The 18,351-nt window shown below is 62.4% G+C and carries 21 protein-coding genes; 12 read left to right on the top strand and 9 right to left on the bottom strand.

The genetic code is table 11. The features are described from left to right. Positions 1 to 238: 238 nt before the first annotated feature. Positions 239 to 1,525: an adenylosuccinate synthase gene (locus HX613_RS00980; protein ID WP_235343608.1), complete on the bottom strand. Its 1,287-nt coding sequence runs from the start codon at positions 1,523 to 1,525 to the stop codon at positions 239 to 241. An 85-nt stretch (positions 1,526 to 1,610) separates the two neighbouring features. Then, positions 1,611 to 2,126, bottom strand: a complete 516-nt coding sequence (locus HX613_RS00985) for a DinB family protein (protein ID WP_235343609.1) — start codon at positions 2,124 to 2,126, stop codon at positions 1,611 to 1,613. A 209-nt stretch (positions 2,127 to 2,335) separates the two neighbouring features. Here HX613_RS00985 and HX613_RS00990 point away from each other — a divergent pair, with 209 nt between their 5' ends. Beyond that, the gene (locus HX613_RS00990) at positions 2,336 to 3,607 is read left to right on the top strand and encodes an aminotransferase-like domain-containing protein (RefSeq protein ID WP_235343610.1); all 1,272 of its coding nucleotides are present in this window, start codon (positions 2,336 to 2,338) and stop codon (positions 3,605 to 3,607) included. Here HX613_RS00990 and HX613_RS00995 read toward each other — a convergent pair. Beyond that, positions 3,601 to 4,308: a TetR/AcrR family transcriptional regulator gene (locus HX613_RS00995; RefSeq protein WP_235343611.1), complete on the bottom strand. Its 708-nt coding sequence runs from the start codon at positions 4,306 to 4,308 to the stop codon at positions 3,601 to 3,603. The genes HX613_RS00990 and HX613_RS00995 overlap by 7 nt on opposite strands. Before the next feature lie 63 nt (positions 4,309 to 4,371). Between HX613_RS00995 and HX613_RS01000 the strand changes: the two genes are divergently transcribed. The 3 genes from HX613_RS01000 (at position 4,372) to HX613_RS01010 (ending at position 7,113) form a co-directional block, all read left to right on the top strand. Then, the gene (locus HX613_RS01000) at positions 4,372 to 5,127 is read left to right on the top strand and encodes an SDR family oxidoreductase (RefSeq protein ID WP_235343612.1); all 756 of its coding nucleotides are present in this window, start codon (positions 4,372 to 4,374) and stop codon (positions 5,125 to 5,127) included. 46 nt (positions 5,128 to 5,173) lie between these two features. Further along, positions 5,174 to 5,503 carry a nuclear transport factor 2 family protein gene (locus HX613_RS01005; protein ID WP_235343613.1) on the top strand — a complete coding sequence of 110 codons (330 nt, stop codon included), beginning with the start codon at positions 5,174 to 5,176 and terminating at the stop codon, positions 5,501 to 5,503. An 86-nt stretch (positions 5,504 to 5,589) separates the two neighbouring features. Next, positions 5,590 to 7,113, top strand: a complete 1,524-nt coding sequence (locus HX613_RS01010; RefSeq protein ID WP_235343614.1) for an asparagine synthase-related protein — start codon at positions 5,590 to 5,592, stop codon at positions 7,111 to 7,113. Positions 7,114 to 7,142: 29 nt separating this feature from the next. Here HX613_RS01010 and HX613_RS01015 read toward each other — a convergent pair whose 3' ends face one another. The 5 genes from HX613_RS01015 to glsA form a co-directional block, all read right to left on the bottom strand. After that, the gene (locus HX613_RS01015; protein ID WP_235343615.1) at positions 7,143 to 8,078 is read right to left on the bottom strand and encodes an ABC transporter substrate-binding protein; all 936 of its coding nucleotides are present in this window, start codon (positions 8,076 to 8,078) and stop codon (positions 7,143 to 7,145) included. Between the two features lie 59 nt (positions 8,079 to 8,137). Beyond that, positions 8,138 to 8,932, bottom strand: coding sequence for an ABC transporter permease (locus HX613_RS01020; protein WP_235343616.1), 795 nt, complete (start codon positions 8,930 to 8,932; stop codon positions 8,138 to 8,140). After that, positions 8,929 to 10,161 (bottom strand): ABC transporter ATP-binding protein, encoded by a 1,233-nt coding sequence (locus tag HX613_RS01025; RefSeq protein ID WP_235343617.1) that lies wholly within the window; start codon positions 10,159 to 10,161, stop codon positions 8,929 to 8,931. The genes HX613_RS01020 and HX613_RS01025 overlap by 4 nt, the downstream gene beginning before the upstream one ends. Then, positions 10,158 to 10,802, bottom strand: coding sequence for an ABC transporter permease (locus HX613_RS01030; protein WP_198397611.1), 645 nt, complete (start codon positions 10,800 to 10,802; stop codon positions 10,158 to 10,160). Before HX613_RS01030 ends, HX613_RS01025 begins: the two co-directional genes overlap by 4 nt. 130 nt (positions 10,803 to 10,932) lie before the next feature. Next, positions 10,933 to 12,747, bottom strand: a complete 1,815-nt coding sequence (gene glsA / locus HX613_RS01035; protein ID WP_235343618.1) for a glutaminase A — start codon at positions 12,745 to 12,747, stop codon at positions 10,933 to 10,935. A 100-nt stretch (positions 12,748 to 12,847) separates the two neighbouring features. Here glsA and HX613_RS01040 point away from each other — a divergent pair, with 100 nt between their 5' ends. The 5 genes from HX613_RS01040 (at position 12,848) to HX613_RS01060 (ending at position 15,318) form a co-directional block, all read left to right on the top strand. Then, positions 12,848 to 13,507, top strand: coding sequence for a universal stress protein (locus HX613_RS01040; RefSeq protein ID WP_235343619.1), 660 nt, complete (start codon positions 12,848 to 12,850; stop codon positions 13,505 to 13,507). After that, positions 13,504 to 13,923 carry a fluoride efflux transporter FluC gene (locus HX613_RS01045; RefSeq protein WP_235343620.1) on the top strand — a complete coding sequence of 140 codons (420 nt, stop codon included), beginning with the start codon at positions 13,504 to 13,506 and terminating at the stop codon, positions 13,921 to 13,923. The genes HX613_RS01040 and HX613_RS01045 overlap by 4 nt, the downstream gene beginning before the upstream one ends. Beyond that, positions 13,920 to 14,297 (top strand): fluoride efflux transporter CrcB, encoded by a 378-nt coding sequence (gene crcB, locus HX613_RS01050; RefSeq protein ID WP_235343621.1) that lies wholly within the window; start codon positions 13,920 to 13,922, stop codon positions 14,295 to 14,297. The genes HX613_RS01045 and crcB overlap by 4 nt, the downstream gene beginning before the upstream one ends. A gap of 108 nt (positions 14,298 to 14,405) precedes the next feature. After that, positions 14,406 to 14,846 (top strand): helix-turn-helix domain-containing protein, encoded by a 441-nt coding sequence (locus HX613_RS01055; RefSeq protein WP_235343622.1) that lies wholly within the window; start codon positions 14,406 to 14,408, stop codon positions 14,844 to 14,846. A gap of 73 nt (positions 14,847 to 14,919) precedes the next feature. Then, positions 14,920 to 15,318, top strand: coding sequence for a PIN domain-containing protein (locus HX613_RS01060; protein ID WP_235343623.1), 399 nt, complete (start codon positions 14,920 to 14,922; stop codon positions 15,316 to 15,318). 109 nt (positions 15,319 to 15,427) lie between these two features. Here HX613_RS01060 and HX613_RS01065 read toward each other — a convergent pair whose 3' ends face one another. Beyond that, on the bottom strand, positions 15,428 to 16,504 hold the full coding sequence (locus HX613_RS01065) for an NADH:flavin oxidoreductase/NADH oxidase (RefSeq protein ID WP_235343624.1): 1,077 nt from the start codon (positions 16,502 to 16,504) through the stop codon (positions 15,428 to 15,430). Between the two features lie 174 nt (positions 16,505 to 16,678). Between HX613_RS01065 and HX613_RS01070 the strand changes: the two genes are divergently transcribed. The 3 genes from HX613_RS01070 (at position 16,679) to HX613_RS01080 (ending at position 18,341) form a co-directional block, all read left to right on the top strand. Then, complete coding sequence (locus HX613_RS01070) at positions 16,679 to 17,014, top strand: ArsR/SmtB family transcription factor (protein ID WP_235343625.1); 336 nt, start codon at positions 16,679 to 16,681, stop codon at positions 17,012 to 17,014. A gap of 224 nt (positions 17,015 to 17,238) precedes the next feature. Then, positions 17,239 to 17,511, top strand: a complete 273-nt coding sequence (locus tag HX613_RS01075; protein WP_204234264.1) for a GlsB/YeaQ/YmgE family stress response membrane protein — start codon at positions 17,239 to 17,241, stop codon at positions 17,509 to 17,511. 164 nt (positions 17,512 to 17,675) lie between these two features. After that, positions 17,676 to 18,341: a TetR/AcrR family transcriptional regulator gene (locus tag HX613_RS01080; RefSeq protein WP_235343626.1), complete on the top strand. Its 666-nt coding sequence runs from the start codon at positions 17,676 to 17,678 to the stop codon at positions 18,339 to 18,341. The last annotated feature ends 10 nt before the right edge of the window (positions 18,342 to 18,351 follow it).

Raw genomic sequence — 18,351 nt, forward strand, 5'->3', positions numbered from 1 at the left:
TTCGGTGGCAAAGAAGCTGATGTCCGCATCGGCGCGAACAGCGTAGTGAACATAGCGTCCGACGCTAGCAGTCAACAAGGTGGATTCTCAACGAAGCTTGCGAATATGAGATGAGTAGCCTGAACCGGCGACCGCCAGTGCCGGAATTCAGGAATCGGAGACTGAGATGACTTCGGCGGTGACCTTCGCAAAGAAGATCACCGCCGAAGAGACAAAGCCATTGCTGTCCGTCAGACGCTCAGTCCAGCAGGTCGTGCCGCACGATCGACTGTTCGCGGTCGGGGCCGACGCCGATGACCGACATCCGGCAGCCCGAACGCTCTTCGAGTGCGAGCACGTACTTCTGAGCGTTGACCGGCAGGTCCTCGAAGGTGCGAGCCCCGGTGATGTCCTCTGCCCAGCCCTCGAAATATTCGAAGATGGGCTTGGCGTGGTGGAACTCGGTCTGCGACATCGGCATCTCGTCCTGGCGGACTCCGTCGACCTCGTAGGCCACGCACACGGGGATGGATTCGATGCCGGTGAGCACGTCGAGCTTCGTCAGCACGTAGTCGGTGAATCCGTTGACGCGTGCGGCGTAGCGGGCGATGACGGCGTCGTACCAACCGCAGCGACGCGGGCGTCCAGTGTTGACTCCGAACTCGCCGCCGGCCTTCTGCAGGTATTCGCCCATGTCGTCGAAGAGCTCGGTGGGGAACGGTCCCGCCCCCACACGCGTGGTGTAGGCCTTGACGATTCCGACGACGCGGTTGATGCGTGTGGGTCCGATGCCCGAACCGACGCAGGATCCTCCGGCGGTCGGGTTCGAGGAGGTCACGAAAGGGTAGGTGCCGTGGTCGACGTCGAGCATCGTGGCCTGGCCGCCTTCCATGACGATGACCTCGTCACGATCCAGGGCGTCGTTGAGCAGCTGCTCGGTCTCGGCGACGTAGGGGCGCAATCGTTCGACGAAGGGCAGGAAGTAGTCGACGATCTCTTCGACGTCGACGGCTCGGCGGTTGTAGACCTTGACGAGGAGTTCGTTCTTCTGCCGCAGCGAGCCTTCGATCTTCTGGCGCAGGATCGACTCGTCGAAGATGTCCTGGACTCGGATGCCAAGGCGTCCGATCTTGTCCATGTAGGCCGGTCCGATGCCGCGTCCGGTGGTGCCGATGGCGCGCTTGCCCAGGAACCGTTCGGTCACCTTGTCCAGGGTCTGATGGTAGGGCGCGACGAGGTGGGCGTTGGCCGAGATCCGCAGCTTCGAGGTGTCTGCACCGCGAGATTCAAGGGCTTCGATCTCTTCGAAGAGGGCTTCGAGGTTGACCACGACGCCGTTGCCGATGACCGGCGTGACGTTGGGCGAGAGGATGCCTGCCGGCAGAAGCTTGAGTTCGTACTTCTCACCGCCGACGACAACCGTGTGGCCTGCGTTGTTCCCACCGTTGGGCTTGACCACGTAGTCGACGCTGGTGCCGAGGATATCGGTCGTTTTACCTTTACCTTCGTCGCCCCATTGAGCGCCGACGACAACGATTGCTGGCATGAGAGTTCTTCACCTCAAAGTGAAAGCGGGGATGTCATTACCGCATTAGTCTACTGGGTCACCATGACACGACGGCGAGCAGGCTCTACATCCGAGTGCTCGGAATCTGAGCCCGCTGCGCGAGGACCTGCTCTCGCAGGATCTCCGCATGGCCGCAATGCTGGGCCAGCTCACGCAGCATGTGAAGGTAGATCCAGCGCAGCGGCATCGGCCCCGACCGGTGCCCGGTGAGCACCGTATCCAGAGCCATCTCCTCCACCGCGTGATGTGAGCGCTCGACAGCCTGCCAATACGCCTCGGTGACGCTTGCCACCGTGTCCTCATCAGCAAGGATGAACGAGTCTCCGGAGTCACTCGGCAACCCGTATTCGGTTCGGTACCGCCCAGTCACGACCTCCCCGAACCACACGGTCTCGACGAAGATCGCGTGCTTGGCCAAGGACAGCAGAGTCGTCCGGCTTGGCACCAGAGAACGGCGCGCCTCGTCCTCGCTCATTCCCTCCAGACATGCCAGGAGCTTGCCCCGGTATTCGTCGACGAGTGCGGGAAGCTGTACATCGATGGGAGCAGTTCTGATGTCACGCTCTTCGGAGTCGGCCATGGCCACCAGCATAGGCCTCACTCTCGCCGAGGTGGCCCGCCGTTGGCCTGCCGCTGTCCCGCCGACTCACCCGCCCAGCCGCGCCTCTTGCCCCGCCGAGCTCGTCGTACTTATGCTGAGACCACCAGTAGTTCCGTCGTTCGGGCAAATTGCTCCTGAACATCGCCGGTGACGTCGACGTCAGGCTTGCAGCCCCGTTGGAGGTCGTCATGTCAATCGCGAGCCCGTCAGCTTCATCCTCAGCGTCATCGCGTCCCACTCTTCCCTTCGCCAGCCGGGCCGACAGCCTCGTCGGCTCTGTCATCGATTCCTCCGTGGCGATGCTCGCCGCCTATGACCACGACATCGTCAAGTTCGGCATGGGCTCGCCTGCCCCCGATATGCTGCCGGCCGAGGACTTCGCTCGAATCGCGAACAGCGTCTTCACTCCGGAGAGCTTCACCTACGGCGAGACGCAGGGCGAGCCTGTCCTCATCGACGCGCTGCTCAACTACCTGCAGGAAACCTCTCAGATCCCGGTCGAGCACTTCGGCAACCGTGAGCGCCTGGTCATCACCACCGGCGGTATGCAGGGAATCGACCTCGGGTTCAAGCTCTTCGTCAGCCCCGGCGACCTCGTTCTCTGCGAGGCCCCCACGTACACGAACGGCTCGGCCACAGCACTGAGCTATGAAGCGGAGATCGCCGAGGTGCCGGTCGACGACGAAGGGATGCAGGTGGACGCGCTCGACGACATCGTGGCCCGGGCCGGTCGCGCCCCCTCGGTGATCTATACGGTCCCGACGTTCCAGAATCCGGCTGGCGTGACGATGTCCCTGGCCCGCCGTGAGAAGCTCCTCGAATTCGCCCACCGCCACAATTCGGTCATCCTCGAGGACAATCCGTACGGCACTCTGCGCTTCTCCGGCGAGGACATCCCCTCCCTCAGCCAGCTCAGCCCCAATGATCCGCTGATCTTCGGTGTGCGCACCTTCTCGAAGTTCGTCGCCCCCGGCCTGCGCATCGGCTGGCTCGACATCGACCCGGAGCTGCGCGGTCTGATCATCAACGCCAAGCAGACAATGGACTCGTGCACGAGTCTGCCCACCCAGCACATGGTCGCGAAGTGGCTCAATGACGGCAATGCCGAGACCCACGTCGCCCATCTGCGCAGCTCCTATGGCGAGCGCAAGGCGGCCATGACGTCGGGGCTCGAACGGCTCTTCGGCGAGGAGATCCGGTCAACGGATCCCGATGGGGGCTTTTTCCTGTGGGTGACGTTCAACGACGAGACCATCAACACCGAGGACCTCATGCCCGTGGCTCTGGAGGAAGGCGTGGCCTACATTCCCGGAACCGCGTTCTCCCAGACCGGTGACTTCACGAACGCGCTGCGCTTGTGCTTCGCCTCGGCGGAACCGCAGCGCATCGAGGAAGGGCTGCAGCGACTGCGCCGAGCCGTCGACAAGTACTCCTCGGCTCGCTCACACGCCCGTCACTGATTCTTTTCTGACCACTCACCCTCGGCGAGGCGGCTGATCCATTGGATGAGCAGCTGGGTCTCGGCTGCACCGAGGACTTCCGGGTGCGCTGCCGCACGTTCGATCACTGAGTGCCCCAAGTGCTGCCCATCGTCGCTGGCCTGCGCTGTTCCGGTGATCGCGTCGAGCACGCCTTCGCGCACTCCTGCTGAGAGATCCGGATCGGCTCGGCCCTGGATGATCAGCCGCAGTGTCACTCCGATGTTCGTCGCCAGAATGTGGGCCGCGGCCTGCTCATAGCCGACCACCAGCCGGCCCTGTTCCTCGGCCAGTCGTGTCAGTGACCGAAGGATCTCGCTCGGCTTCGACTGCGCCTCCGGTGAGTACCCGGGCCTGACCTTGCCGTACATGAGCGTGTAGAAACCGGGGTTCTCCAACCCGAAGGACACATGAGCATCCCAGCCCATCCGCAGGTCCTGGATCGGATCACCGCTGGATTCGGAGGCGGACTTGGCAGACAGATACATGTCGAAGCCACGCTCGATGACGGCCTCGATGAGCCCCTGCTTGTTGCCGAAGAAGTGATACAGAGTCGGCATCTTCACGCCCACGGCATCACAGACCGCGCGCAGGGAGAAGTCCGCCCCGGGGGTTGCAGCAATGAGGTCCGCAGCCGCATTGAGCAGCCGAGTCCGTGTATCAAGCGATGCCACCTCTGTCATGTCGCTATATTATCGTGTATTGTCGCTATAGTCAGATGTACCACCGATATAAGCGGAGATGCCATGACCGATCAATCACTCCAGGGCAAGCACATCCTCATCGCCGGCGGCGGAAAGAATCTGGGCGGGCTCATCGCCCAACAGGCCGCCGAGGCGGGTGCCGATATCGCCATTCACTATAATTCCGAATCCTCCCGAAGCGAGGCCGAGGCCACTCTCGCCGCGGTTGAGTCGAACGGGGCAAAGGGCGTACTCCTGACCGGAGACCTGACCCGGCCCGCCAACGTCGAGAAGCTGTTCACTGACGCCACCTCGGCGCTGGGCACGATCGACATTGCAGTGAATACGACGGGCAAGGTGCTGCGCAAGCCGATCGCGGACACCACCGAAGACGAGTACGACTCGATGTTCGACATCAATTCCAAGGCCGCCTACTTCTTCATCAAGGAAGCCGGCAAGCACCTTGCCGACAACGGCAAGATCATAACCATCGTCACGGCTCTGCTTGCGGCATTCACGGACGGGTATTCGACCTATGCAGGCGGAAAGAGCCCAGTCGAGCACTTCACCAGGGCGGCGGCGAAAGAGTACTCTGAGCGTGGAATCTCGGTCACGGCGATTGCCCCGGGGCCGATGGACACTCCGTTCTTCTACGGTCAGGAAACACCCGAACGGGTGGAGTTCCACAAGTCGCAGGGCATGGGCAATCAGCTCACTCAGATCGAGGACATCGCTCCGATCGTGCGGTTCCTCGCCACCGAGGGCTGGTGGATCACCGGCCAGACGATCTTCGCCAACGGCGGCTACACCACTCGCTGACACACCGCACACACAGCACGTACCTCAAGGAAGCTAAGGAGCACCCATGTCAGATCTGCAGATTCCCGAGCCCGTCGCCGGCTTCATCGACACCGTCAACGCCCACGACGCACAGGGCTTCCTCGACGCCTTCACCGCCGATGGCACCGTCGATGACTGGGGCAGAGAATTCACCGGCCGCGATGCCATCAAGGCCTGGAGCGACAAGGAATTCATCGGCGCGACCGGTGTCCTCACACCCGAAGAGGTCTCGAACGATGGTGATGAGGTCACCGTCATCGGCGATTGGCGCTCAACACATGCGAATGGGCGATCATCGTTCACCTTCGCCGTCGACGGCGACAAGCTGAGCCGGATGACGATCCGCGAGGGCTGAGGCTCAGGTTTGCGCTGGGCCCGGGGGCCCCGGGCCCAGACTCTGCGGCAGTGGTCTTAGACTGAAAGCCCAACGGGAGGACAGTCATGTCAGGTTTGGTTGCGGCTCACGGCCCATTCGACGCGAAGATGGGTTCGCGCATGGTGGAGAGGCTCATCCATCGCGGACCACATGGTTCGGGCCACAAGGAGTTGGACAAGGCGTGGCTAGGCAGCCGCTACCTGTCGATCGTCGATCCGCAGTCCGGGGATCAGCCGTTGTCGGGCGGTGCGAATCGAGACATCTGGCTGGTCGGGGACGGCATGATCCACAACCATCGTCGTATCCGCGCCGAGGTGGGAGCACAGCGATTCTGCACCGAATCCGACCTCGAAGCGGCAATCGTCCTCTTCGAAGACTACGGGCCAGCCGCATTCCAGCGGCTGTGGGGCCCATTCGCGCTGGCCATCGCCAGTTCCGACGGCCGATTCGCTGTCGGCCGCGATGTGCTGGGGCTCTCGCCTTTGTACTGGGTGAAGGACGGTGGCACAGTCGTCTTCGCCTCGGAACTCAAGGCCTTCGACAAGAGTCTGCGGCCTCACGTGGAACCCTTCCCTCCTGGGCATGTCTGGACACCGGAGGGTGGCCTCGAGGCCACCCGTGAGTTCCCCGGCGCCTCGCCCGTCCTGCTGCAAAGTCGCGCACCTTACGAGGAGCCGCCGGAATGGATCTTCGATGCCATCCGTGAAACCTTCATCCGCGCGGTCGAACGTTCCCTGGCTGGTCGGCAATCAGTCGGTGTGCTGCTCTCCGGTGGTGTCGATTCGAGCATCGTCACAGCAATCGCCGCTCGCCGCAGCGCCGAGGCCGGTCGCAGACTCAAGACTTTCGCCGTCGGTCTTGCCGACAGCGGCGATCTGCACGCGGCCCAACTGGTGGCCGAACACTGCGGCACCGATCATCGCGAGCTCGTCTACACCGCTGAGGATGCCATCGAGGTGGTGCCCGAGGTGATCGCTGGCCTCGAGTCCTTCGACCCGACGCTCGTCCACTCCGCCGTGCCCAACTACTTCGTCTCCCGGCTGGCGGCACGACATGTCAAGATCGTGCTGGTCGGCGAGGGGGCGGACGAGCTCTTCGCCGGGTACACGCACTACGGTCGCCACGAGGTCGGTGAGGAGCTGCACGCCGAACTGCTCGAGACGCTCAAGGGGATGCACATCGGCGGACTGCAGCGGGTCGACCGGGTGGCAGGCGCACTCGGCGTTGAGCCTCGACTGCCGTTCTTGGACCTCGACGTGGTCGAGCTGGCGATGGCATTGGCCCCGGAGTGGAAACTGGTCACCGAAGACAGACCAGCCAAATGGCTGCTGCGTCGGGCCTTCGACGGTTGGCTGCCCGATGAGGTGCTATGGAGACGCAAAGAGCAGTTCGGCGAGGGTACCGGCATGAACGACGTGCTGCGTGAGCACTTCGAGTCCACGGTGACATCTCAGGAGCTCGCCGCGGAAGCCGGTGCCCTGAACCCTCCGCTGCGCACCCTTGAGGAACTCGTCTACTACCGCATGTTCACTGCCTCACTGCAAGGAGTCGATGCTCAGGCGACGGTCGGCCGGTTCGTCGACGCCTGAGGCGACAGAGGGCAGCAGGGAGGCAGCGGTCAGCCGCCGATGAATCCCTGTTCTTCGAGCCATTCCTGAGCAACGTCTTCGGGCATCTCGCCTTCGGTGTCGACGCGGCCGTTGAGCTCCATGACGACTTCGTTGGTCAGCTTCTTTGAGATCGGGGCCATGATCTTTGCGATCTCCGGATATTCGTCCAGAGTCTCCTGGCGCATGGTCATCGCACCCTGATACTGGACGAAGAAGTCCTTGTCATCTTCAAGCACCGTCATATCGTTGGCTTTGATTCGGGCATCGGTGGAGAACACCTCACCGAACTGGCACTTCTCCCCTACCTGCGGGTAGATGAGGTTGAGGTCCAGTTCCACGACATCGGCGAACTTGAACCCATAGGCCTTCTCAAGCCCGGGCAACCCATCGTCACGGTTGATGAACTCGCTGGCCGCGCACACCTTCGCCTGATCCTTATGGGCGCCGATGAACTTCGCAGCATCGGACATCGTCTTCAGCCCGTTCTTCTCCGCGAAGTCGTTCTTGACCGCGATCCGATAGGTGTTCTCGAACGGTGCCGGTTCCAACCAGGCGATGCCGTTCTTCCCATCGGCCTCGGAGACGGCCTTGAACAGGTCTTTGGGCGCGTCCTTCGTCGTGTGCCCCAGAATGTTCACCCAGCCAGTGCCGGTGTAGTCCCAGTAGAAGTCGACCTCGTCACTCTCCAGCGCCTCTCGCACCGTGGCGCTGCCGGAGATGCCGGTCTGGTCCTCGATCGAGGCACCGGCGTCTTCGAGTGCCTTCGAGGTGATCTGCGAAAGGACCACGGATTCGGTGAATTCCTTCGAGCCCGCGGTGAGCTCGGCTCCGTCGAGAAGCCCTGCGTTGGGACTCTCTCCCCCACTGTCACCGCAACCGCTGAGCATAAGTGTGGCTACGGCGGTGGCGCCGATCAGGGTGCTGAGTATCGATTTCCTGGACATGAGTTTCCCTCTCTAGATGATCTTCTTCGAATATCGCCGCAGAGCAAGTCGTCGCTTCCTCATAAACCTTTGGGACGCAGGAAATCTTCCGCGATGCCGGCGATGTAGTCGATGAGCAGCGCGAGCACTGCGGTGAGGGCAGCACCGACGATCTGCACGAGAACGCGGTTGGTGGACAGTCCGGCGACGATGATGTCGCCTAAGCCACCAGCGTTGATATAGGTCACCAGTGTGGCTGTGCCGACGTTGATCACCAGCGCTGTGCGCACGCCGGCCAAGATGACCGGCACCGCCAGAGGCAGTTCGAGTCGACGCAGCACCTGCATCTTCGACAGCCCCATCCCGCGCCCGGCTTCCAACACATTCGCGTCGACCTGTTCGAGGCCGACCATGGTGTTGAGCAGCACCGGGATGATCGCATAGAGCACGAGACCGACGATGGCGGCCTGGAACCCGAGGAAGAGGAAGGCCACAGCCAGCAGCACCAGGATGGCGATGGTGGGAACAGCCTGCAGGATCGTCAGCACACCGATGATGAATGGGCGGACCCGTCGGGTCAGTGGTCGTGTCAGCAGCACGCCCAGCGGCACGGCGATGATCAGCGTGACGAGCGTGGACACCGCGGTGAGCACGATATGCTCCTGCAGCGCCTCGGTGATGGAACCGACATTGAGGGAACGCTGCTCGATCGAGTCGAGGTCCCGGCTCTGCACGTAGATGAACAGGCCGAGGCAGACGAGGCCGAGGATCGCCGGGAGGGTGAGGTAGCCCATCAGGGTCCGTCGGTGGGCGGCCGACGGGGTCTGAGCGACCACTCCGGAATCGGTCCGAGGCTCAGACGATGGGGCGCTCATGATGATCCCTGTGCTGGATCGGCACCCTCCGATGCGAACTCGGTGCGCGCCTCGGCGACGGCAGAGCTCCGCATGGTGCGGATCGTCTCATTGATCTGGTCGATGTCGACCACACCCTGGTAACGACCGCGTTCATCCACGACCACCGTCACGGCGTACCGGGCGGTGACCAGTTCATTGAGGGCGTCGCTGAGAGTGGCTCGCGGTTCGATCACGGCCTGCGGCACAGAGCCGACCTGGTCGAGTCGTTTCCCGGAGCCTCTGCGGAGATCGTCCGCCCCGGCCCACCGCACGGGTCGGCCCTCATCGTCGAGGACGAGAACGGCGCTGTGGTCGGAGGCAGCGAGCAGTTCGTGGGCCCGCTCGTGGGAGTCCTCGTTGGTCACTGTCGGCCAGGTGCTGAGTTCGATGTCGCTGACCCGGGAGAGGTTGAGCCGCTTCAGCGAGGCACCGGAGCCGATGAAGTCCTTGACGAAGTCGTTCGCCGGTGCTGTGAGGATTCGCTCCGGGGTATCGTACTGGGCGATCCGAGATCCTTCCTGCAGGATCGCGATCCGATCTCCCATCTTGATCGCCTCATCGATGTCGTGGGTGACGAACACGATCGTCTTGCGGACTTCGGACTGCAGACGCAGGAACTCGTTCTGCAACCGGTCGCGGGTGATCGGGTCAATCGCACCGAAAGGCTCGTCCATCAGCATCACGGACGGATCTCCGCCGAGTGCACGAGCAACGCCGATGCGCTGTTGTTGCCCACCGGAGAGCTGTTTGGGATAGCGGTCGCGGTACTCATCCGGGTCCATGTTCACCATCGTCATCAGCTCGTCGACACGATTGCGGACGCGTTCAGCACTCCAACCGATCAGTCTGGGAACGGTGGCGATGTTCTGACCGATAGTCATGTGCGGGAACAGGCCGACCTGCTGGATGACATAGCCTATTCGCCGACGCAGGTCATCAGCGTTGGTCGTCGTGACGTCCTGACCCTTGAGGATGATGCGGCCCGACGAAGGTTCGATGATCCGGTTGATCATCTTCATCGTGGTGGTCTTGCCGCAGCCTGACGGGCCGACGAGGACGACGATCTCACCTTCGTGGATGTCCATCGTGAGTTCGTCGACGGCATTGACCTTCTGCCCGGGGAAGCGCTTGGTCAGCCCCTCGAGACGGATCATGACGCTGGGATCTGAGCCCGATACGGATGGAGTGGAGTTCGTGGTCTGGGTCATCGGATACCTCGCGAAGTGGTCAGTCTTTGAACGGCGTAGAAGATGAGATCGAACAGAACCGCCAGGATCATCACACCGACGGCTCCGGACAGCACCAGATTGACCGCGACCGGCGTTCCGACTCGAGCCAGACCGGTGAAGATCAGCTCACCGTACCCAGGACCATTGACGATCGCACCGATGGCGGCAATGCCGAGCAGTACCAGTGTGGTCACCCTGACTCCGGTGATGATGACCGGCCAGGCCAGTGGCAGCTCGATGCGCAGCAGACGTTGGCGGCGGTTGAGCCCCATGCCTTTGGCCGATTCGATGATCGCGGGGTCGACCCCGCGCAATCCGGTAATGGTATTGCGTACCACGGGCAGCAGCCCGTAGAGGACAAGCGCCAGAAGGACAGGCCGCCACCCCAGCCCGAGTGGGCTCAGCAGCAGAATGAAGAGCGCGAACGACGGGATGGTGAGGAACGATCCGGTCAGTGCCAGGGTCAGATCGCGGGCCCGCTCATGCCGATATGTCAGCACACCGAGGGCCACACCGAGAACGGTGGCGATGATCACCGCTGCACCGACGACCACGGCATGGGCGATTCCGAGCTCGAGCATGTCGTCGGCACGCTTGACGAGGAATTCCAAGAACCCCATGGGCCACCTTCCTCATCGACGATGTATCTCGCGATTCACACAGCTTTGCAAAATTCCAGTGTAGTTGACGAACTTCCCAGCGGAGTTCGACATAATTCCCAGGCTTGTCGCCGCTCCTGCTGTGACCGTGTCAGTAATTCAGGCGCACGGCGGTTTCGCGCAGATAGCGGTCCACCAGCAGATACGCATCGCGAGTGAGCGCTCGCCACAGCAGCAGGGCCAACTGCGGATCGTCGGCCTCAAGCTCTTCGATCGCTTCGGGGGTGAGAACCATGAGTTCGACGGCACCGACGGCCTTCTCGGTAGTCTCCTGTCGATCATCACTGCCCAGAGCCAGTTCACCGAAGGTCATACCAGCACTCAGCGTGTTCAGCCGGACCCGGCCACCCTGGGGGTCGGCTGCGATGGTGTTGACCTGCCCGGAGACGATGAAATGGACGCCGCCGAATCGCTGTCCGACGCGGCGGATGATGTCACCGTCATCGTGAGTGCGGGGTTCCATATAACTGAGCAACCGGGCACGCTGCTCCTCATCCAGTGGGGCGAGCGCGGGACTGTCCGGGGCCTGCACTCGGTTCGGCTCGCCGATGTCAGTGCCCAAGGCGGCAAGCAGCCGATTCTCGCAGTATTCCACCGCGCCACCTCGGCTCAGGAAGGTCGGTACTCCGGGTCCGGCGGACAGCTGCGTGTTGTCGAGGAGACCTTGGCGCTCGATCAGCACCAGCTGACGGTTGTCGGCGGTCAGTCGATGTTCAAGGGTCTCGAGCATCCGCACGGCCAGAGAGCTGCACTCGTTGACCTGCTGCATATCGAGAACCACGAGTGTCACCTCGTCGTCCAGATCGCTGACGGCACGGACCAGTGATTCGGTGCCCGCGAAGGCCAGGTCTCCAGTGACCTCGATGATCTGGCACCTCTCATTGAAGTGCTCGAGTATCTCGGCCTGCTCCTCGGTGCGACGTATCCGCGAGGGCAGCTGGGTGATTCCCACTCCGGGCCTCACCGTCGAGTTGCCGCCGGTAGCGGCACGCACGAAGTGCATCTCCATGTCGGTGGAGAACCTGCGGCACGTTTCGGATCCACGCACGCTGCTGCCGTGCTCGTCGAGCGGTGGTGAGAAGACGGCCAGTCCCGCCTGCCCCGGCAGAACAGCGAGCGTTCCACCGCCGACTCCCGATTTCGCCGGCATGCCCACGCTGCTGACCCAAGAACCGGCATCGTCGTACATTCCCGAGGTCATCATCACCGACAGCACTCGCTCGACCTGTTCGATCTCGAGTGCAGTCTCACCGGTGCTCGGGTTAGTCCCGCCATTGGCCAGAGTCGCCGCCATCATTGCGAGATCCCGGCAGGTGACTTGGGCCGAGCACTGACGCAGATAGTTCTCCAGTGCCCGCGTCGGGTTGTCGTCAATGATCCCAAACGAGCTCAGCAGGTAGGCCAGCGAATGGTTGCGGTCGCTGTTGCGCATCTCAACGTCGAAGACCGCTTTGCTGCCGGAGAGTCGTCGACCGGCACATTTGGAGTAGAGGTCCATAATGCGCCGCGGAGCGGACTTTCCGCCGCTGCCTTTGATCATAGATACCACCGCCAGTGCTCCGGCATTGATCATCGCGTTCGCGGGCCGTCCTGTTCCCGGCGCCAGCGAGATCTCGTTGAAGGGGTCCCCGGAGGGCTCGACGTCGACCTTCTCATCGACAGCGTCGATTCCATGGTCGGCCAGCGCCAGCCCATAGCTGAACGGTTTGGAGATCGATTGGATCGAGAAGCTCTTGTCCGAGGCGCCGACCGAGTACACATGCCCGTCGACAGTGGCCAGGCAGATGCCGAAGTCCTGCGGGTCCGGCGCACCTCCCGCGGGATGGATCGAATAGGGCGTGCCCATGAGGTTGCCGCTGACCTCGTTGAGCAGCTCCTCCAGATACTGCTGGATCGGGGATTCCATGCACCCAACTCTAAGCCAGCGAGCAACCGCCCGGCCCGCTGGAACCGGGTTGTGAAGCCGGTGTCGAACACCGTCGAGCATGATGAGCGACTGTGGCAGAATGAAGAAGACGCCTGCGCGTCACGGCGGTGGGGCTCGCCGTACCCAACCTCGGTTCTCCGACAACAGTCCCTACCTCGACCGGCGTCAGCGTGCCCAGAAGGTAGGAGAGACCATGAGCAACGCCCCCACTCCCCCGAAGTCGTCGCCGCACGCCCGTATCGTCGTCGGCGTGGTTGTCGATCAGCCCGCCGAGGTGCTCACAACAGCGGCGACCTACGCGCAGAAGTTCGATGCCGAGCTCATCTGCGCCCATGTCGACGACTCTCGCTACACCGTCGATGTCCAATCCGATGGATCGATCCTCTCGATGCCCATCGACCCGGACACCACCGCCGAGGCGAGTGCCGAGTTCGCTCCCGAACTGCACACCCGCATCGCCTCCACCTTGGACAGCTCAGCGGTCGAATGGTCGACTCGAGCCCTGGCCGGGGCTCCTGCGCACGAACTGTCCCGCCTCGCCGAGGCGATTGAAGCTCAGATGATCATCGTCGGCGTGCGTCGGACCGGGATCAAGGGCTCACTGCATGAATTCTTCAACGGCTCGGTTGCCATCCAGCTCGCCCACCACCAGATCCGCCCGGTCGTTGTCGTGCCGCTGCGGTCAGAGCCCGTTGCAATCGGGACGACGGGCGAGGCGGAAGCGGGGACCGGAAAGTGAGCCGCCCCGTCCACCTGCGCCTGCCCTATCTGGGATTGGCGCTCATCGGCGGCACGTTCGGCACTGCTGCCCGCGAGGCCATCACACTTGCATTCCCCTCTGCCGACGGCATTCCGTGGGCGATCTTCGCCGTCAACATCCTCGGCGCCTTCCTACTGGGGCTGCTTCTCGATGCCCTGGCTCGAATGGGTCCCGATGAGGGGCGCAGACGTCGGCTGCGGATCCTGGTCGGAACCGGGTTCATGGGTGGCTTCACCACCTACAGCGCGCTGGCTACGGATATGGCGAGCCTCCTCGGCGAGGGGGATGTCGGTGCCGGGATCACCTACGGCCTGGGCACGGTGCTCGTCGGCGGCCTGGCCACGTGGGCTGGCATCGCCACGGCAACAGTCGCGCACAATCGAGGTGCGAAATGACGCCGCTGATCTTCATCGCCCTCGCCCTGGCCGGGGGCATCGGCGCCGCGGCGAGGATGCTGCTCGACGGGATCATCAAGTCCCGCGTGAGCAGCGGCATCCCGTGGGGCACGATCGTCATCAATGTCAGCGGCTCACTGGTGCTGGGTCTGCTCACCGGGCTGGCCAGTGATCAGATCCTTCCTGAGTCGTGGCATCTGGTCATCGGCACGGGATTCCTCGGCGGGTACACGACCTTCTCGACCGCCAGCTTCGAGACCATTCGCCTCATCCAGGAGCGCAGGTGGGCGTTCAGCCTATTCAACTGCCTCGGCACCCTGGTGTTGGCAACCGCAGCGGCAGGATTGGGGCTGTGGATCGGCGGACTGGGGTGACCGGTGGCCCCGACACGAAGCGGATCGACTCGCGACATAGTTGCACTTATAAGTGCAACACCGCTATTCTGTGTAGAGGTTCTCAGCCCAGACAAGAGAGGCGGCACCATGAGCGCCCTACAACGGGCAAACGATCGGGTCACCATCAGCGAGCGGACGATCCGCGATGCACAGGAGACACCTGCGCCCAGTGGATCCACCCTTGCCATGAAGATGGCCGATGGCACAGAAGTTGAACTACCCCAAGATGTTCAGGAGATGCTGCTCAAAGCACTGGCATCCGTTGCGCAGCATGGTGAGGTTTCCATCGGCCGCGTCCCGGATGAGCTCACAAGCACGGTGGCCGCTGACATGCTGGGCATATCCCGGCCAACTCTTATGAAATGGGCCAACGACAAGAAGATAGATTCATTTACGGTCGGTACTCACTCTCGCTTCAAACGTGAGGAAGTTCTGAGGGTGCAAAAACAGCGCGCCGAGGAGCGTCGTGTCGCATTCGACGAGCTGCGCAGTCTCGACTCGGAAAACGAGGACTTCCTCGACAACTGATGCTCGTCATCAGATGTGACGGGTGCGTTCTCTACCACCACCTGCCGCACCTGTAGTCAGGTACATTGATGTCATGACGCAACGAGTATTCGTCGACGCCAACGTCTTATTCAGCAAGACGCAGATGGACTGGCTCTTCTTGATGCGCATGGCCAATGACGGCATGTTTCAGCTCCACACGACAGAGGATGTGTTTGCCGAGGTTCTTGCAAACATGCGCAAAGGGACGCCGAGAGCTCCAGGACACATAACGCGTCGCCGCCTAGAGCTGATGCGTGGAAACATCGATGAAGTCATGGACAGCTTTCCCAGTGACTCACTATTCAGCGGCATTGATGAGAACGACTACCATGTTCACGCTGCCGCGCTCGCGTCGAAAGCCGATCATCAAAAAGCAGATTGCCTACTGGAAGAACAAGCCAAACGAGCTTCAACTGGATCAAGCACTAGCCCGGGCCGGAAGCATCGGTGAAGGTGGGAACGCGAACCTACCGATACCGATGCCCGGCGACGGACACAGACCGGGCTGGCTCGGATCCGAACGACCTAGCTCGGCGCCGACCCGACTGTAAGCCTGCGGCCTATTTGTATGCGCGGTGGTACTGGGACGGCTTGTAGTCGATCTCGTGGTGCAGAGCGTCTGCGGCCCGAATCGGGAAGTTCGGGTCGCGCAGTGATTCGCGCCCAAGGAGAACGACATCGGCCTGCTCGGTCGCAAGGATGTGCTCGGCCTGGAAAGGCTCGGTGATCAGCCCGACCGCCGCAGTGGGGATGTCCGCCTGCTTGCGGATTCCATCGGCGAAGGTCGTCTGGTAGCCGGGCCCGACCGGAATCTTGGCCATGACGTTGCCGCCGGTGGAGACATCGACGAGGTCGACTCCGTGGTCCTTCAGCCAACCGGACAGCTGTGCCGTGTCATCGAGGCTCAGTCCACCCTCTGTCCAGTCCGTCGCGGACAGACGCACGAGCACGGGAACGTCCTCGCCCACCTCGGCGCGGGTGGCATCGACGACCTCTAGGAGGAACCGGGCCCGGTTCTCCGGGCTGCCGCCGTACGAGTCAGTGCGGGTATTGGACAGTGGGGAGAGGAACTCGTGGAGCAGGTAGCCGTGGGCGCCGTGGATCTCGACGAAGTCGAAGCCGGCGTCCATCGACCTGCGAGCCGAGGCTGCGAAGGCGGCGACGATATCGGCGATCTCTGCTTCCGTGAGTTCACGTGGGGTGTCCAGACCGGGGAAGGCCTCGGGCGAGGGGGCGATCGTCTGCCATCCGCCTTCGTTCTCCGGCAGGCTGCCTTCACCCTCGGTGCCCCATTCCGGGTAGGTCGAGGCCTTGCGGCCCGCGTGGGCCAGCTGGATTCCTGCGGCAGCACCCTGTGAGTGCATGAAGTCGACGACTGGGACCAGTGCGTCGCGCTGCTCGTCGTTCCACAGACCCAGATCCTTCGCGGAGATCCGCGCCTCTGGGGTGACACCTGTGGCTTCGACGATGATCGCACCGGCTCCACCTCGGGCCAGTGAACCGTAGTGGACAACATGCCACGGAGCGGCAACCCCGTCGAGGGTCTCCACCGAGTATTGGCACATGGGCGGTACCCAGGCACGGTTGCGGAAAGTCAGGCCGCGCAGGGTGAGCGGTTCGAACAGCAAGTGGGACATATGACCTCTTGATCATCGGCAGTGGGCTCGAATCGTGAGCTACAGACTCGAGATGAAGTACGACCTTCTTCGTACTTCGATGTTTACCGTACTACCAAGAAAGCCGTACAATCAAAGGACAGTGAAACAATGTGACAGGAAGATCACCGAGATGTTCAGACGAGGAGGCAGCACATGAGAACTCTTGAACATCCCGACCGGGATGAGATGCGGCTCGACACCGTGCTCGCCGCGCTCGCCGACCCGATTCGCAGACACATCGCCTGCCGCCTGAACACCACCGACGACGATCACGCCTGCGCTACGTTCGAGCTGCCGGTATCTAAGTCGACGTCGACCTATCACTTCAGAACTTTGCGCGAGGCTGGCGTGATTCGCCAGGAGTACCAGGGCACGTCGATCATGAACTCGCTGCGCAAGGACGACCTCGACGCCCGCTTCCCCGGACTGCTCGACGCGGTTTTCACCGCCCAGAACATCGAGGGTGGGACTGCGGTCGTCTCGGCCTGAGGCACGGACCGCACCCTCAGCCGCGGACTGCAACCGGCCGCGTCACTCACTGCTTCGCCTGCCGCAGAAAGCAAGCGCCAGGCACATCACCATTGAACATTGACCACTGACTTCATTGCCCAATACTCAATTCCTTCTGATATGTTGCTTACACTGTAAACATTGATTACAGTGTAAACATCGAGAGGCCTCGCGCTTCCTCGCACTATCAAAGGAAACTACCCATGGGCTTCATCGCTTACCTCGTCCTCGGCCTCATCGCCGGGGCTATCGCAAAGCTGATCCTGCCGGGACGTCAGGGCGGCGGCTGGATCGCCACCCTCATCCTGGGCGTCATCGGCGCACTTCTGGGCGGCTGGATCGGCAGTGCCGTGTTCGGCGCGGGAGTCAGCTCGTTCTTCGATATCTCCACTTGGCTGTGCGCCATCGGCGGTTCGCTGATCGTCCTCATCGTCTGGGGACTCATCACCGGCCGCAGTCGGGCCGCCAAGGCCTGAGGATCGATCCCTTCGATACCTGCACATCCCCAGTGCACTCTGCGCCCCGAGCTCACCTGAGTTCGGGGCGCAGAGTCGTCTCCGATGACCACAGGACCGCTAAGATGAATGCGGGCCGGGCCCGTTCACGGATGTCCGCCGATTCACCGATGTGAGGAGATTCCATGATTCGCCGGCGTCTGAGTCGCACCGATGTCGTTCAGGCTGCAATCACCTTCATAGACGACAACGGAGTCCAAGCCCTCACCATGAGACGGCTGGGTGCCGCACTCGGCGTCGAGGCCATGGCCCTGTACCGACATGTTCCCGGGCGCGAGGAACTCATCTCTGCGGCCGTCGGTGAACTCATCGACGATCTCTTCAATGACGATCTGATGCAGGAGAAGCCTTCGTCCTGGGAGGGCTATTTTCAATACGTTGCGAATGCGATGCGCAAGCTCGCGCTGACCCATCCGAAGATGTTTCCCCTGATGATCACCCAACCGCCAGATGCCCCGTGGCTGCGACCACCCTTGCGCAGCATCCGCTGGGTCGACTATTTCCTCACTTCACTCGCGGGGTACGGATTCTCCGACGACCGTGCCGTCAGCGCCTACAAGGCCTTCACCAGCTTCCTACTCGGCGATCTTCTGCTCCAAGTATCGGCCCTCGGCGTCAGTCCAGTTCCGATAGCGGAGAACAGCAACGACGAGCAGGACAACGAGAATCTTGGTGACTATCCGACGGTGCAACGACTGCAGAGCAAACTCGCTGAGAACCATTCCGCCCGAGAGTTCGACGACGGACTCGACGACCTCATCGAACGCCTCCGCACCGCAATGGACTCCTAGCGCCCCGCTC

Source organism: Brevibacterium sp. UCMA 11754, assembly GCF_021532275.1.
Classification (GTDB): domain Bacteria; phylum Actinomycetota; class Actinomycetes; order Actinomycetales; family Brevibacteriaceae; genus Brevibacterium.